This is a genomic window from Ruegeria sp. SCP11, assembly GCF_040329455.1.
GTDB classification, from domain to species: domain Bacteria; phylum Pseudomonadota; class Alphaproteobacteria; order Rhodobacterales; family Rhodobacteraceae; genus Ruegeria; species Ruegeria atlantica_E.
The window spans coordinates 51,877-66,773 of sequence record NZ_JBDZYG010000011.1; the positions used below are offsets into that span (position 1 = coordinate 51,877).

Genomic DNA, 14,897 nt, shown 5'->3' on the forward strand with positions numbered 1-14,897 from the left:
AGATTTAGCCGTCAGCTTTGCGGACCTCGACGTGACACGGATATTCACCTTTCTTCATCAGGTTATTAAACTGCAAGCTCCGATAGCTTTCCGGAACAAACACCAGCCTTTCGGGAAACTGCGGGTTAATTTTAAGACGGGCCGTCAGGTGCCCAGAGGTAGAAGTCACAACCACCATTTGATTGGCTGCAAGCCCCCGTTCTTTGGCATCCGTAGCATTCATCTCCACGTAAGGCTCTTCCGCCACGGTAGCGAGCGTGGCCGAATGTTCGGAGAATTTCCCTCCATAAAACAGCCCGTTGCCCGTAATCAGCACCAGCCCATCCCTGATCGTCTGTTTGACCGGTTCTGACGCCTTGAACGACTCGTCCAAGGGCCGTTTCGGGACAGACGTAAACGCTCCGTCAGGCCCAATCTGATCAATCGAAAGGCCGGAATAAGCGCAGTATACCGCTGCAATTTCGCTAAAAATCTCCGCTTGATCTGAATGTTTCAGAACAGCATCCCCTAGTGCCGCAAACCACTCGAATATCTCGATGTTGCTTCGCGCTGCGAATATCGGAGTACGGAACTTTCGGACCATCTGAACCCGACCTTCGTTATTGGTGAAAGTTCCGGATTCTTCGCCATGTGCTGCCGAAGGCAACACCACGTTAGCCAGTTCAGTAATGTCCGTCTGCACCCAATCCTGAACGATCAGGAGGTCCACTTTCTTCAGCGCTTCAACAACACGAGAGCGATCCGGGTAGGAGCTGATGGGATCGGCACCCGCAACATAAAGCGTTCCGATCTCTCCCTTGGCGCACAGATCGAGCACCTCACCGACCGTTACAAGCGCTTTACCTTCCATGCCTAGTGTTATGTCCAGCGCGCCCATCTGGTTAGGACGATCAAAAAGCCCCTGCAGCGCAACGTTTTTTCCAAGGGTTTGCAGGCGATGCAAAAGGCAATGAAGCAGGGAAAGCACCGCCTCGGCATCCGATGTTCTGAACAGGTCCATACCAATCAGAACCGTTATACTCGGGGCAGCCGACAGTGCGGCAATCAGACCGTTCAATCCTTCTTTTATTTCCTCGTCCTGACCTCGCGCGTACTCCGTTTTAAGCTCGGAACCCGCCGGTTCAAACGGTCGCACGCGCTGGTCGAAGAGACTTTCGAGCAGCTCCGACAAAACGAAGGCCTCGGTTCCCGGAAGCATCCGCATTGCAACGCGAGCATCTGCATCAAGCCGGGACGGGCGCGCCGACAACAGATACAGTTGCATCCGCCCGTTTCGAACCGCACTGCGCAGAAGGTACTCGCTCACCGGATTTTCCTCGGTCACATTACTGCCGATGACCAAAGTGAAATCGCTCCGAATGACCTCCTCGAAGGGCGCGCGCATATAGAAATCGCGCAGCAGCGGTCCAAGCGCACCCGGGAAATCGAAACGCGAGGATATCGCGACAAGACCACTGTCAAAAGCACCCAGCATCAGCTTCCTGAACTGAAACAGCGCCTCATTTGTTAGCCGAGGGGAGGCTATTCCTGCCGCCCGGCCGCTGGTCCGGGACAACTGCGCACACAGATAGGTGGCAGCGTCCTCCCAGGATACCGGCGTCAAGGCGTCGCCCTGCCGGATCATCGGGCGCTTGATCCGGTCTGGGCTGGCAAAGACATCCATTCCGAACCGCCCACGCACGCACAGGGTTTCCAGGTTCAGCCCCTTGTCCCATTGCGATCGCACCCGCATGAATTCAACGTCCCGCGTACCCACCGTCAAATGACAACCGGTACCGCAATGGGCACAGATCGTATCGGTCTCAACCAAGTCCCAAGGTCGCGATTTGTAGCGGTAAGGAAAGCTCATCAGCGCACCGACTGGGCAGACCTCGATGCAGTTGCCACATTGATCGCAACTGGCAAGGCTGCCTTCGAACCCGGTTACTGCGGTGTCCATACCTTTTTCGACAGTCCCCAAAGCCACCGCGCCGACCACCTCTTCGCACATGCGCACGCATCGTTGGCATTGGATGCAGCGGTTGACGTTCATAATGACAACCGGGCTAAGTTGGATGTCCTTGGAATGAAACACCCGCTTGGGATCACGGAACATGCTTTCCCGAGGGCCGTATTCCATCACCATATCCTGCAATTCACATTCCCCACCCTTGTCGCAGATCGGGCAGTCGAGCGGGTGATTGGCCAGCAGCATGTCGAGCATGACCGAGCGGGTTTCAGCGACTTGCTTGGTTGTCGTCCGTACCACCATCCCGTCCATGACCGCCGTAGCGCAGGCGGGCTGCAACTTGCCCTGTCCTTCAATCTCAACAAGACACATTCGACACGAAGCCAGCACCGGCAGCCGCTTCTGGAAGCAGAAGGTGGGAATATCGATGCCCAATCCTTCCGCAGCGCTCAGGATGGTGGTTCCCGGCTGCACCTGTAACTCGTGTCCGTCGATGGTGACGGTCAGGGTGGTGATATCGCTGGTATCGCTCAATGGAACGGGCACCTCCCTTCGTCGATGTGGGTGACAAACTCGTCCCGGAAATGTTTCAGCGACGCACGCAGTCCCATCGCCGCGCCATCACCCAGAGCGCAAAACGTGTTGCCGAAAATGCCGTTGCAAAGCCCCTCGAGTTGATCGAGGTCACTGGGTGCGCCCTCACCCGCTTCGATCCGGCGCAAAATCTTGACCACCCAGTCCAACCCTTCGCGACAGGGCGTACATTTCCCGCAGCTTTCGTGGTGAAAAAACTCGATGATACGTGTCGCAACCTTGACGATGCAGGTGCTGTCATCAATCGCGATAACCCCCGCCGAACCCAGCATGGAACCGGCGGCGGCCAGTGAATCAAAGTCCATTCCCACATCCAGCCCACATTCGGGGATCAGAGGCGCCGAAACACCTCCGGGGATAACTGCCTTGATCCGGCGGCCTTCGGGTGGTCCGCCCCCATACTCTTCGATCAGTTCACGCAGTGGAATGCCCATTGGCAGTTCGTATAGGCCGGGCTTTCGCAATTGTCCGGACAGACAATAGAGCTTGGGTCCCGGGCTTTTTTCCGGCCCGATCCCGTGAAACCAGTGTGCGCCGCGTTCGACAATGGCAGGCAGGCAAGCCAGCGTCTCGACATTGTTGATGACGGTTGGACTGTCATAAAGCCCGGCCACAGCCGGGAAAGGTGGCTTCAGTTTCGGTTGCGCACGCCGGCCTTGCAGTGACTCCAGCATCGCGGTTTCTTCTCCGCAGATATAGGCGCCTGCGCCCTCATGAATATGGACGTCGAAACTGAACTCCGATCCCAATATGTGGCGCCCGAGATACCCCTGTTCCTGCGCCCCTGAGATCGCCGCCTGCAAAGTCCGGATCGCCTTCACATATTCACCGCGAACGTAGACATAGGCCGTCTCGGCCCCAATCGCGTAGGCGCAGATGGCCATCCCCTCAATCAGCAGATGCGGATCTTCCTCCATGATGATCCGGTCCTTGAATGTGCCCGGCTCACCCTCATCCGCATTGCAGCAGAGGTATTTTGGCGTCTCCGCCCCCTTCGGTACGAAGCTCCACTTCACCCCGGTTGGAAACCCCGCCCCGCCGCGCCCGCGCAGGCCCGAGTCCTTGACCGTTTCGATAAGCTCTTCGGGGGTGTATTCCTTCAACACCTTGGACAGCGCGCTATATCCACCAGTTTTTTCGTAGACGCTCAACAGTTGGCTGTCGGGGATACCGACATTCCTGAGAAGGACAGCCTCAGTCATCATCCGCCCTCTCTGCATTTCGAAAGGCCGCCAGCAAGTCGTCAATCCGTGCTGTATCCAGATTACCGTAGTAATCGTCGCCAATCTGCATTACGGGTGCCATTTCGCAGGCCCCCAGGCACTCCACTGTGGACAGCGTGAACAAACCGTCGTTGGTAGTGTCGCCTTTTGTAATGCCCAGAACCTGTTCCATGTGCGCCTGCAATGCCTCTGCGCCACACAACATGCAGGACAGGTTGTTGCAAAGCTGCAGGTGGAACCGACCCACCGGTTCGGTGTGATAGAGTGTGTAGAAAGTGGCCAACTCATAGACCCAGATCCGTTCCACACCAAGGATTTCGGACACCTCTTCCAGCACCTCACCAGTCAACACACCGCGCTCTTTCTGCGCGATGTAAAGCGCCGGCATGATGGCCGAACGCTGGTCGGGATACCGCGCCGCCGCCGCCTCGATCCGTGTACGCATGTCCATTGGCGCGTTCACTTATCCACCTCCGCCATCACCGGGTCCAGACTGCCCAGCACCGCGATCATGTCGGCAAGGTAGCGGGCGTTTTTCGTGCCATAGAGCGCCTGGAGATTGACAAAGGATGGCGCACGAACCTTCATCCGGAACGGCTTCGGGCTGCCATCGCTGACGATATAGAACCCAAGTTCCCCCTTCGGGGCCTCGATGGCGGAATAGACCTCGCCCGCCGGTACTTTGAAGCCATAGGCCGAAAGGTCGAAATGCTGGATCAGCGCCTCCATCGAGTTGTGCACGCGGTCCTTGTCGACAGGGAAGGCTACTGTGGGAATATCCGCCAGAAAACGGCCTTCGGGCATCTGCTTGAGGCATTGTTCAATGATCCTGACGCTTTCGCGCATCTCTTCCACCCGGCAGCGCCAACGGGCGTAGCAATCGCCTTCCTTACGGGTAATCACATCAAATTCGACCTGATCGTAAATCTCATAGGGTTCATCTCGGCGAATGTCCCAATCCACCCCCGATGCCCTTAAATTTGGACCGCTGAGCCCAAGGTCGATCGCATCCTCGGGCTCAATCACGCCGATGCCCCTGGTGCGCTTGATGAACATCCGGTTCTTTTCAACCAGACGTTCGTAATCGCGGATTCGATTGGGGAAGATATCGCAGAATTCTCTGATCTTGCCCGCGAATTCCTCGGGCAGGTCCTCGCGCACACCGCCCACCCTACAGTAAGAAGTATGCATCCGCGCGCCCGTGACCATCTCCATCAGGTCCATGATCATTTCCCGTTCGCGCATCGCATAAAGCAACGCAGTCATCGCGCCCAAATCCATCGGCAACGCGCCGGTGATCAGCAGATGCCCTGACAACCGCGCAAGCTCGGCCATGATGACCCGGATATATTGCGCGCGAACAGGTGCCTCAATTTCCAGAAGCTTTTCCACCGCCAGCGCAAAAGCCAGATTGTTGGACGGCGGGCAGACATAATCCAGCCGGTCCGTCAGCGGAAAAATCTGAGTGTAGGTGAAATTCTCGGACAGCTTTTCCGTCCCGCGATGCAGATAGCCGATATGCGGATCGACCCGCTCGACATATTCGCCATCCATTTCCAGCACCAGCCGCAGAACCCCGTGCGTACTGGGATGCTGCGGCCCGAGGTTCAGCAGCACCTCCTTGGTATCCGGCGACCCGCCCGCAGGCGGCCTGAGTTCCGTAGCTTCGGTCATGATTTTCCTCCGGTACCACCCGGGATGTCCTTGGTCTCAAGGTCCGGCCGCGTTGGCGGCACCCCCTCGGCGCCAAAGGGATTCAACTCGTCCCGGTAGCCCCTTAGAGGAAAGTCTTTACGCTGAGGGAAACCTTCGAACCCCTCCCACATATAAATGCGGCGCAAATCCGGGTGGCCGTCGAAGGTAATGCCATACATGTCCCACGCTTCGCGCTCGTGCCAGTTAGCCGTTCGCCAGACACCGGCGACACTGGCGATATGCGGCGGGTCCTCTAACCGGCATTTCAAACGTATGCGCCATTTGTCGGACAGCGAATACAAATGGTAGACAACCTCGAATCTGGGAGTGTCCGGCAGGTAATCGACCCCGCATATGTCGGAGAGAAAATTGAAGCCCAATTCGTCTTTCAGAAACCGGCAGAGATCGACGATGATTTTGGGTGAAGCGGTGAAAACGTGGATGCCATGTGACACACCGGTGTAGGAAACCGTATCGCCGAAACTCTTTTCGAGGCGGGCAATGAAGGGGACCGCAGCACCGGTCATGGACCCGCAGCCCGGCCAAGCGGCGTATCTGCAAGCGCCTCGGATTTCTTGATTTTCTCCTGCAACAGAAGAAATCCATGCATCAGCGCCTCGGGGCGCGGCGGGCAACCGGGTACATGCACGTCCACCGGCACAAAGGTCTCGGACCCCTGTACGACCGCATAAGTGTTATAAACTCCACCGGAAATTGCGCAGGTGCCCATGGCAATAACCCAGCGTGGCTCGGGCATCTGGTCGTATAGGCGGCGTATCACCGGGGCGAATTTCCGTGTCACCGTTCCGGCGATGATCATCACGTCGGACTGCCGCGGTGATGGCCGGAAAACAACTCCGAACCGGTCCAAGTCATAGCGCGCGCATCCGGCCGAGATCATCTCGATCGCACAACAGGCGATACCGAAGGTCTCGGGCCAGAGTGCCGATTTGCGGCTCCAGCGGACGATCTGGTCGGTTGTGGTGAACAGCACGCTGTCTCGGATTACGTTTCCCATTCCAACGCTCCTTTCAACCAGGCGTAAGCAAACCCTACCAACAGCAGGACAATGAAAACGAACATCTCGATATAGCCGACGATGCCGATCTCTTTCAGCACGACGGCCCAAGGGAAGAGAAACATCGCCTCAACGTCAAAAACGACGAACAGGATCGCGATCAGGAAGAACTGCGCCTTGAACTGACCCGCCGCGGCCTCACCCGCAGGATCCATGCCGCACTCATAGGGCATGTTCTTGGCCGGGTAAGGGTTGGATGGGCGCAGCATTGACGAGACAAAAAGTGTCGCGGTCACCACGAGGACAACCCCGGCAACCATGATGAGAACAGGCAGAAATTCAAGTCCGGTCATACCGCGAAATCCCATTGCTCGACGGATCTTGCGTGGGCGATACCTGCCCCGGCATACGCGTACATTCGTGCCCCCGGAAGGGTTCTGTGCCCTTCCTGCCTACCAATAAGGATAAACGCGGGCGCATGTTTTTCAACTTAAAACCTGTCTGAGGGGGCTCTCCGACCCGCAAACTTGTGCGTGGCAGGCTCTAGGGGAAGCTACCACGCGGCCCGTTGCCGCTGCATTCCCACTCGACACACGCACAACGGTCAAAGATACAGACCCAGACGCCACATGTTACAGTCAGGTCGTCGATTCCGTCATCCGGATCGCCAGCCCCGTCCGCGCCGACATAAACCTGCAGGGCGCCATCAGAGACGACAGGAGGCCCGAACGCATCGCGGTCCCTGATCTCGCGGACATATGCAGTGTTTCCGTCGTCAGCCATCTTGCGCCCGACATACGCCATCAGTTCCGCCCGGCGTTTCGAAAGGTCGCGAGTCAGCGCCGCCTGCGCCTCATGCGTCAGAGCCTGCAACTCGGCGTCGCCCTTTTCACCGCCTCCGTGCAGAGCGCCGAACGATGCCAGCGCGCTGTCCAGGCGCGACAGATCGGCAATCACCCGGGTAGCGTGTCCATCATGCGACTTGGCATCGTCAACTGCGGAACGAACCGCCGCAAACGCGTCCTTCGACGGGTTGTCGGCGGATTGTTCCAACGTGTTCAGGTGTTTTTCCAGAGTATAGATATGCTCTAAGACATTCATTGGAATATCCTCCTTATAAAAGCGGCCCCTCGCTCCGGATATTCACCAATAACTTGAACGTATTATTGCGCATTCTACCACAAACAGCACGTCGATTCCAGTTTTCAGGGGCAGTGACGCGGCCGCCTAACCCGCCAACACCGACGATTGCGCCAGTTCCAGGAACCACGCTGGTAGCAGGCCGATCACGATGGTCCCCAGCGCGGCAATCGCAAGCGCCAGTTTCAGACCGGGCGTAAGCGCCAGGTCGAATTTTCCTGCCGGATTGCGCATGTAGATCACCATGACGATGCGGATGTAGAAATAGGCGGCAACCACGCTCAACAATACTGCAATGACAGAAATCGCGACATGGCCCCCTTCAATCAACGCGACCAGTACATAAAATTTTGCAAAGAACCCCGCCGTCGGCGGGATGCCGGCCAAAGCAAACAAAAACAGCAGCATCGACAGGGCAAGCGCGGGGTGTGATCTGGAAAGGCCCGAATAGTCATCGATGGCTTCTCCCCGGCTCGCCTCGGACCGCATCGCGATGACGGCGGCAAACATACCGATACTCATGAAGGTGTAGATGAGCAGGTATAACATTATACTCGCTGCCCCATCCGGGCCGCCCGCCACGATGCCCAGCAGCACAAAGCCGAAATGGGCGATGCTGGAATAGGCTAGCAGGCGTTTGATGTTGTCCTGTACCAGTGCCACGAAACTGCCGAGCGCCATTGTGAAGACGGCAATCACTGCAACGACAATCCAGACCTCCGTCGCAGCCAATAGCGGGTTCAGGACAACCCGCAGGATTACAGCGAAACCGGCGGCCTTGGGTCCCACGGACATGAAGGCGGTAATAGGGGTGGGTGCGCCCTCATAGACATCGGGGACCCACATATGAAATGGCACCGCGCCGACCTTGAAAACCAATCCGGCAACGATAAACACGACCGCCAACAACAGACCGGGATCGCGTTGAGTCCCTGTGACAGCGGCAGCGATACCGTTGAGCTCTGTGGTGCCGGTCAACCCATAGATCAACGACACGCCGTACAAGAACACGCCCGTCGAAACAGCGCCCAGGATCACGTATTTAAGCGCCGCTTCGTTCGAGCGCACCTCGCGTCGCAGAAGCCCCGTCAGAACATAGGTGCAAAGCGCCATCAGCTCGAGCCCGACATAGATTGACAGCAGATCGGTGGCCGAGGCCATGATCATCATGCCGGAAAGCGAAAACAGCAGCAGCACATTGTATTCGCCGCGCTGAACTCGTTCGATCTCGACATATCGGCGCGACAGTAAGAAAGTCAGCACGGTCGCGATGTAGAAGATGACCTTGAAAAAGGCAGAAAAGCGATCGGACGCGAACATACCGGAATAGACCAGCAGGTCATTGTCTGCCGATGCCCAGGTCAGTGTAGCGGCGACAAGAACCACGGCAATCGCGGCCAGATCCAGAAAATACCCGCGCTCGGGCCGGACAAACAGACTCAGGATCAACAGAACGCAGGCCCCGGTGATCACCACGATCTCGGGCAGACTGGCCAGAACCGACTGGAGGAGTTGCGCCTGATTCACTCTGCCCCTCCCTTGTCATGCACCTGTGTCAGCAAATGATCGGCCGAAATCTGGATGACGTTAAGGAACGGTTTTGGATAAAGCCCAATCCAGATCACCAGAACGGCAAGAGGCAGGATCGCGGCAAGCTCACGTCGATTGAGATCCCAGAAATCAAACCGCTCGCCCACGGTCGCGGTGCCCAGGGCCACACGCCGGAACATGCTCAGCAAATATGCAGCTGCAAGAACAGCGCCAAGGATCGAAATGCCCGCCAGCAGTGGATTGGCAGCAAAGGCACCCGACAGGATAAGCAATTCGCCAACAAAAGAATTCAACCCGGGCAGCGCCATTGATGACAGCGTAAACAACCCGAGGAAGATGGAGCACAGCGGTGCGATTTTCATCAGCCCGCCGTAATCAGCGATACTGCGGCTATGCGTTCGCTCGTACATCAGCCCGACAAACAGAAACAGCGCCCCAGTGGTGACGCCGTGGTTGAACATCTGCAAGATTCCACCCGCCATACCTTGGCTGTTCAGTGCAAAAATCCCGAGCGTGACAAAGCCCATATGGGAGATGCTGGAATAGGCCACCAGTTTTTTCAGGTCGTCCTGCGCCAGTGCCAGCAACCCCCCATAGACAATTGCAATGGCGGAAAGGATCAACATGAGGGTCGAAAAATAGACAGACGCCTCGGGCAGCATCGGTAGTGAAAAGCGCAGAAAACCGTAGGCGCCCATCTTCAGCAGAACACCCGCCAGAATAATGCTCCCGGCAGTGGGTGCCTCGACATGGGCATCGGGTAGCCAGGTGTGCACCGGTACCATCGGCACTTTCACGGCAAAGGCGATGAGGAAGGCAAAGAACAACCAGGCTTGCGTCACGAAACTCAGATCCGCATTCATCAGGGCGAGAATGTCGAAGGTCCTGCCGCCCTGAAAATACAGCACTATGATTCCGATCAGAAACAGGACACTGCCGGCCAATGTGTAGAGGAAAAATTTGAACGCAGCATACACGCGCCGCTCTCCGCCCCAAATGCCGATGATTGCGTACATCGGCACCAGCATCGCCTCCCAGAACACGTAGAACAGAAACAGATCAAGCGCCGAAAAGACGCCCAGCATCAGTGTCTGCATCGCAAGCAGGCTGACCATAAAGGCTTTGATCATCGTCTCGATGGCGTTCCACGATGCAAGAACGCAGATCCAGCCAAGAAGCGCGGTGAGAAAGACAAAAAGAACCGATATACCGTCAACCGCGACCGCATACTTGATCCCCAGCGCCGGTATCCAGTTCCGTTCTTCGGCGAATTGCATCTCGTACGTGGCGGAGTCGAAACCCAGCAGCAAAAGCAGACAGAGGCTAAAATCTATAAGCGTGACAACAAGCGCGGTCCATTTAATCGTCTTTGGGTCCCGCAGGAACAGAATAGCAACAGCCCCCGCCGCCGGCAGGAAGATGATGAGGCTGAGCAGTGGAAACCCCATACCACCCCCTAAAGCCACACGACGGCGAAAATGGTGATGGCTGCGATTACGCCCGCAACCATTCCCAAGGCATAGTGAGTCACAATTCCGGTCTGGACCCTGCGCAATCGCTCCCCGTTGCGCAGGACCTTGCGGGCAACGCCATTCACGACCGCATCAATCACGCCGAGATCGGCTCGTAATCCTAACTGGGCCGAACGATGCATGAAGGGCAGCAGCGTTTTTTCCGACACCGAACTTACCGCCTGCTCGTAGCGCGCGAACGGCTTTTCGGCGAAACGCATGAACGCCCGCGCGCCCTTGCGATAGAACCAATCGGTGTCGATGCTGATCGTATCCTCGGGATCCAGCGCCTTCAGGAACAGGACAAAGCCAAGAGCCGTGAACATCAGAATGCCAAGGCTTTCGCTCACATGCGCCCAGGTATAGGGGTGATAATCGACCTCATAGGGCAGCAGCGCATAAAGCGGCGCAGGATAGACGCCGATGCCGATACACAGTGCCGCGGCGATGGACATAGCGATCAGCATGTTGCGCGGCGGCTCGGGTGGACGCAGGCCGCAATCGCGACCAAAGAACATGTAATAGGGCAGCTTCAGACCGGTATGCAGAAACGTCCCCGACGACGCCAGCGTCAGCAGCAGCATCACAGCTGCCCGGTGATCGTAGCCAGCTGCGGACACCACCATCGACTTGGTGACAAAGCCAGAAAAGAAGGGAAAGGCGGAAATTGCGAATGCCCCGATCATGTAGAGCGTCACAGTCAGCGGCATAGTCCGGTAGAGCCCGCCAAGTTCGGTCAGTTTGCGCCGCCCGGTGACATAAATCACCGCGCCTGCCCCCATGAACAGCAGTGCCTTGTACAGGATATGCGCAAAGGCGTGGCTGGTTGCGCCATTCACCGCCATCTCGGTTCCAATACCGATTCCGGCCACCATGTATCCCACCTGACTGACAATGTGATAGGCCAGCAGGCGGCGGCAATCGTTTTCCATCACCGCATAGATCACCCCGTAGATCGCCATGGCGGTTCCGAACCAGACTAGTAGTTCGGTTCCGGGAAAGCCACGAGCCAGCACATAGACGGCGGTCTTGGTGGTGAATGCGCTCAAGAACACCGCACCCGTGACAGTGGCCTCTGGATAGGCATCCGTCAGCCAGGCATTCAATGGCGGCACGGCGGCGTTCAGGGTGAAGCCAATTAGGATCAGGTAGGCGGCAGCACCCAGCGGTCCCTCGATGGGTCCAAACAAAACCGACCCTGTCGCCGCTCCGTGCAGGATTACACCACCTAATAGTGCGATACCGCCAGTGAGATGCACCATCAGATAGCGGAACCCGGCCTGCATCGATTTTTCACCGCCTGCGGCGAAAATCAGATAGGACGAGGCAAAGGCCATGCCCTCCCAGAATACGAAGAGTGTCAGGTAATCACCAGCAAACACTACCCCCAGCGCGCTGCCGACATAGAGGAAGGCCGCGACATGTTGGCCGGGGCGTTTCAAGTGCAGCGCATAGATCATGCTGATCAGCGCCATGATCGTGAAAACGGTGGCAAAGACGAGGCTCAGCTTGTCGACCCGCGCAATCAATAGCTCCTGTCCCAGAAACCGGACCGCGCCATAAGAGCCTGAATGGGATATCGCTACGACGACAACGGCAAGGGCCGGGATTAACAGCAACCAGAGCTTGCGGACCATTCCGCTCAGAAACGGGATCACCAGGGCTCCGGCGAAGAACAGAATGGTTGGGTGCACGAACTCAGTCATAATAGTCTTCAGGCCGCATGAGCCCGCCCTGATGCCCGAGGAACTTGGAAACGAAAATGATCGCCACGCAGGAGCCAAACCCATAAACGGCCGACCAGCCCGGCAAATGTTCCCACAGGAATTCAACATGTTCACGGGGCACCACAAAATCCACCGCGACGATCAGAGCCAGCACCAGATAGAACAGGCGAAGGCGGAGATTGGCATAATTCGAGTCTCCAAAGAAACTGACGACACGCGCGATCATCTGACCACCTCCTCTGCCAATGTGATGAAATAACCCGGAAAAATGCCCATTAAGAGCGACAGGATCGCCGTGGCGACAAGCGGCACCGCGATCAGTGGAATTTCACGGACGTGGTTTTCCCCATCCGGTTCTTTACCAAAAAAGGCAAAATAGCTGACCGGTAGAAAATAGGCCGCATTCAGGATTGAGCTGACCAACAGCACGACTAGAAATACGAATTGCCCCGCTTCGACCGAACCCCATGCCAAATACCACTTGGATACAAATCCTCCGGCTGGCGGCACGCCGATCATACCGAGCGACCCCACGAAGAATGCAGCCATGGTCCAGGGCAGTTGTCGCCCGATGCCGCCCATCTCGCTGATCTTCCGTTTACCCGTGGCGCAATAGATCGAACCCGCGCAAAAGAACAACGTGATCTTCGAGAAGGCATGCGCGGCGATATGGATAATACCGCCCACCATTGCGACAGGCGAAAACAGAACCGCCCCCAGGATTATGTAGGACAGCTGACTGACCGTGGAATACGCCAGCCGCGCCTTTAGATCGTCACGGGTCAGCGCGTAGATCGACGCGGTCAGAATGGTGAAAGAGGCCAAATAGGCCGTGGCGATCGCCAGCCCCAGCGCCTCCATGAGCCCGGTGCCGAAAACATCGAACACCACACGCAGTACGCAGAAGACGCCCATTTTCACCACCGCCACGGCATGCAGAAGCGCGCTGACCGGGGTTGGGGCCACCATTGCTGCGGGCAGCCAGGCATGTAACGGCATCAACGCCGCCTTTGCGAAGCCGAAGAGGTAGCAGAAATAAACGACGGTCAGCAGGATCGGCGCGGCTTCGACCCCGGCCAGCAGTCCACCCGGCACGAAATCGAGCGTGCCTGCCAAATGGTAGGTCAGCGCAATAGCTGCCAGCAAAGCACTTTTTGATGCGCCCATCAGGTAGACGAGGTATTTACGGCTGCCCTCCCAGGCTTCGTCGTCTTCGTGATGATAGACCAGTGGGTAGGTCACGAGGCTCAGCACTTCGTAGAAGATCACCAGCGTAAAGAGATTGGCCGCAAACGCCCCTCCAACGGCGGCGGCAAGGCTGGCGGCAAAGCAAATGTAGAACCTGGTCTGCGCATGTTCACCGAGGCTGCGCATATACCCGATGGTATAGATCGATGCAAAAATCCACAGCAATGAGGATATGGTGGCAAATACCATCCCCAGCGCATCCACGCGGAATGCGAAATCTACCCCCGGCAGGATTTGGAACAGAACAAGCTCATAGGTTCCGCCCGACAAAACCCGGGGCGCCATTGAAGCCACAAGGGTGAAAAGCACCACGGACGCGACAGGTGACACGAGGTCTCTTGGTCCAATGCGATCACGTAGATAAAGAACCAGCCCGGATGCCAGGCCGGCGACTGCGATGGCCAGAAGAGGCCTTATGGAAAGTACCGCCTCCACCCCTACCCCCGCATGATCGTGATTTCATCGACCTTCAACGTGGCCTTGTTCCGCACCAAAGCAACAAGGATACCGAGAGCGATGGCAACTTCAGCTGCGGTGATCGCGATGATGAAGATCGCGAAAATACGACCGCGAAAATCGTCATGGAAATGGGCGAAGGCGATGAAGTTGATGTTGACTGAATTGAGCAGCAGTTCCAGCGACATCAACACCACCAGAACGTTGCGCCGTACAAGCACCCCGGCTGCACCGACGACGAAAAGGATCACACCCAGAATGATATACCACGACAGCGGCACCATTAGCGCGTCTCCTTCTGCGCCAAAACGATGGCACCGACCAGAGCCACAAGGAGGATGACCGAGGCTACTTCGAAGGGCAGCAGATAATCGGCGAACAGCGTGGTTCCCAGTTCGCGGATCTCGCCGCCGGTTGTGGTCCCCGCGGCGGTTTCCGGGAACTGCTTGCCCATCAGGACTAGAACCAGCATCTCAATCCCTAACAACGCCACCAGTCCGAAAGCGGCAAAGTTGCTTCCCGGCAGGAACCGCTGAAGGGTCGCGTCGCGAATATCCAGCATCATGGTCACGAACAGGAAAAGGACCAGAATCGCGCCAACATAGACAAAGATTTGGATAACCGCGAGAAGTGGTGCCTCAAGCATTACAAAAATTGCCGATACATTGACGAAACAGGCCATCAATGCCACCGCGCTGTGGATCGGATTGCGTGCCAAAACCATTCCCAGGGCCGCGGCAACAGCCCCAATTGCAAATACCAGAAAAAACCCCTGTTCCATCGACG

Annotated in this window: 15 protein-coding genes; all 15 read right to left on the reverse strand. The window is 57.1% G+C overall.

The annotated features are described in order from the left end of the window. Positions 1 to 4: 4 nt before the first annotated feature. The gene (gene nuoG, locus ABLN94_RS16920) at positions 5 to 2,482 is read right to left on the reverse strand and encodes an NADH-quinone oxidoreductase subunit NuoG (RefSeq protein ID WP_352994491.1); all 2,478 of its coding nucleotides are present in this window, start codon (positions 2,480 to 2,482) and stop codon (positions 5 to 7) included. Next, positions 2,479 to 3,747: an NADH-quinone oxidoreductase subunit NuoF gene (nuoF, locus tag ABLN94_RS16925; protein ID WP_352994493.1), complete on the reverse strand. Its 1,269-nt coding sequence runs from the start codon at positions 3,745 to 3,747 to the stop codon at positions 2,479 to 2,481. The genes nuoG and nuoF overlap by 4 nt, the downstream gene beginning before the upstream one ends. Next, positions 3,737 to 4,228, reverse strand: coding sequence for an NADH-quinone oxidoreductase subunit NuoE (nuoE, locus tag ABLN94_RS16930; protein ID WP_352994494.1), 492 nt, complete (start codon positions 4,226 to 4,228; stop codon positions 3,737 to 3,739). The genes nuoF and nuoE overlap by 11 nt, the downstream gene beginning before the upstream one ends. Then, complete coding sequence (nuoD, locus tag ABLN94_RS16935; RefSeq protein ID WP_352994496.1) at positions 4,225 to 5,439, reverse strand: NADH dehydrogenase (quinone) subunit D; 1,215 nt, start codon at positions 5,437 to 5,439, stop codon at positions 4,225 to 4,227. Before nuoD ends, nuoE begins: the two co-directional genes overlap by 4 nt. Next, on the reverse strand, positions 5,436 to 5,987 hold the full coding sequence (locus ABLN94_RS16940) for an NADH-quinone oxidoreductase subunit C (protein WP_352994499.1): 552 nt from the start codon (positions 5,985 to 5,987) through the stop codon (positions 5,436 to 5,438). Before ABLN94_RS16940 ends, nuoD begins: the two co-directional genes overlap by 4 nt. After that, complete coding sequence (locus ABLN94_RS16945) at positions 5,984 to 6,478, reverse strand: NuoB/complex I 20 kDa subunit family protein (protein ID WP_170496054.1); 495 nt, start codon at positions 6,476 to 6,478, stop codon at positions 5,984 to 5,986. Before ABLN94_RS16945 ends, ABLN94_RS16940 begins: the two co-directional genes overlap by 4 nt. Then, positions 6,466 to 6,831: an NADH-quinone oxidoreductase subunit A gene (locus ABLN94_RS16950; RefSeq protein WP_352994501.1), complete on the reverse strand. Its 366-nt coding sequence runs from the start codon at positions 6,829 to 6,831 to the stop codon at positions 6,466 to 6,468. Before ABLN94_RS16950 ends, ABLN94_RS16945 begins: the two co-directional genes overlap by 13 nt. Positions 6,832 to 7,021: 190 nt before the next feature. After that, positions 7,022 to 7,579, reverse strand: a complete 558-nt coding sequence (locus ABLN94_RS16955) for a hypothetical protein (protein ID WP_352994504.1) — start codon at positions 7,577 to 7,579, stop codon at positions 7,022 to 7,024. Positions 7,580 to 7,705: 126 nt separating this feature from the next. Further along, positions 7,706 to 9,145, reverse strand: coding sequence for an NADH-quinone oxidoreductase subunit N (locus ABLN94_RS16960; protein WP_352994506.1), 1,440 nt, complete (start codon positions 9,143 to 9,145; stop codon positions 7,706 to 7,708). After that, positions 9,142 to 10,617: an NADH-quinone oxidoreductase subunit M gene (locus ABLN94_RS16965; RefSeq protein WP_352994508.1), complete on the reverse strand. Its 1,476-nt coding sequence runs from the start codon at positions 10,615 to 10,617 to the stop codon at positions 9,142 to 9,144. Before ABLN94_RS16965 ends, ABLN94_RS16960 begins: the two co-directional genes overlap by 4 nt. 8 nt (positions 10,618 to 10,625) lie before the next feature. Then, on the reverse strand, positions 10,626 to 12,386 hold the full coding sequence (locus ABLN94_RS16970; protein ID WP_352994510.1) for a Na(+)/H(+) antiporter subunit D: 1,761 nt from the start codon (positions 12,384 to 12,386) through the stop codon (positions 10,626 to 10,628). Then, a complete protein-coding gene (locus ABLN94_RS16975) occupies positions 12,379 to 12,633 on the reverse strand; it encodes a hypothetical protein (RefSeq protein WP_352994512.1) in 255 nt (84 codons plus the stop codon). Before ABLN94_RS16975 ends, ABLN94_RS16970 begins: the two co-directional genes overlap by 8 nt. Next, complete coding sequence (locus tag ABLN94_RS16980) at positions 12,630 to 14,090, reverse strand: monovalent cation/H+ antiporter subunit D family protein (protein WP_352994514.1); 1,461 nt, start codon at positions 14,088 to 14,090, stop codon at positions 12,630 to 12,632. The genes ABLN94_RS16975 and ABLN94_RS16980 overlap by 4 nt, the downstream gene beginning before the upstream one ends. Positions 14,091 to 14,092: 2 nt before the next feature. Next, positions 14,093 to 14,395: an NADH-quinone oxidoreductase subunit NuoK gene (gene nuoK, locus ABLN94_RS16985; protein WP_352994516.1), complete on the reverse strand. Its 303-nt coding sequence runs from the start codon at positions 14,393 to 14,395 to the stop codon at positions 14,093 to 14,095. After that, on the reverse strand, positions 14,395 to 14,892 hold the full coding sequence (locus ABLN94_RS16990; RefSeq protein WP_352994518.1) for an NADH-quinone oxidoreductase subunit J family protein: 498 nt from the start codon (positions 14,890 to 14,892) through the stop codon (positions 14,395 to 14,397). The genes nuoK and ABLN94_RS16990 overlap by 1 nt, the downstream gene beginning before the upstream one ends. Positions 14,893 to 14,897: the final 5 nt, after the last annotated feature.

Excerpts from the sequence above, each read along its gene's own strand:
- ABLN94_RS16940 (WP_352994499.1), bottom strand. The coding sequence starts at position 5,987 with ATGACCGGTGCTGCGGTCCCCTTCATTGCCCGCCTCGAAAAGAGTTTC.
- ABLN94_RS16970 (WP_352994510.1), bottom strand. The coding sequence starts at position 12,386 with ATGACTGAGTTCGTGCACCCAACCATTCTGTTCTTCGCCGGAGCCCTG.
- ABLN94_RS16950 (WP_352994501.1), bottom strand. The coding sequence starts at position 6,831 with ATGACCGGACTTGAATTTCTGCCTGTTCTCATCATGGTTGCCGGGGTT.
- nuoF (WP_352994493.1), bottom strand. The coding sequence starts at position 3,747 with ATGATGACTGAGGCTGTCCTTCTCAGGAATGTCGGTATCCCCGACAGC.
- ABLN94_RS16990 (WP_352994518.1), bottom strand. The coding sequence starts at position 14,892 with ATGGAACAGGGGTTTTTTCTGGTATTTGCAATTGGGGCTGTTGCCGCG.
- ABLN94_RS16965 (WP_352994508.1), bottom strand. The coding sequence starts at position 10,617 with ATGGGGTTTCCACTGCTCAGCCTCATCATCTTCCTGCCGGCGGCGGGG.
- nuoD (WP_352994496.1), bottom strand. The coding sequence starts at position 5,439 with ATGACCGAAGCTACGGAACTCAGGCCGCCTGCGGGCGGGTCGCCGGAT.
- ABLN94_RS16955 (WP_352994504.1), bottom strand. The coding sequence starts at position 7,579 with ATGAATGTCTTAGAGCATATCTATACTCTGGAAAAACACCTGAACACG.
- ABLN94_RS16975 (WP_352994512.1), bottom strand. The coding sequence starts at position 12,633 with ATGATCGCGCGTGTCGTCAGTTTCTTTGGAGACTCGAATTATGCCAAT.
- nuoK (WP_352994516.1), bottom strand. The coding sequence starts at position 14,395 with ATGGTGCCGCTGTCGTGGTATATCATTCTGGGTGTGATCCTTTTCGTC.
- ABLN94_RS16945 (WP_170496054.1), bottom strand. The coding sequence starts at position 6,478 with ATGGGAAACGTAATCCGAGACAGCGTGCTGTTCACCACAACCGACCAG.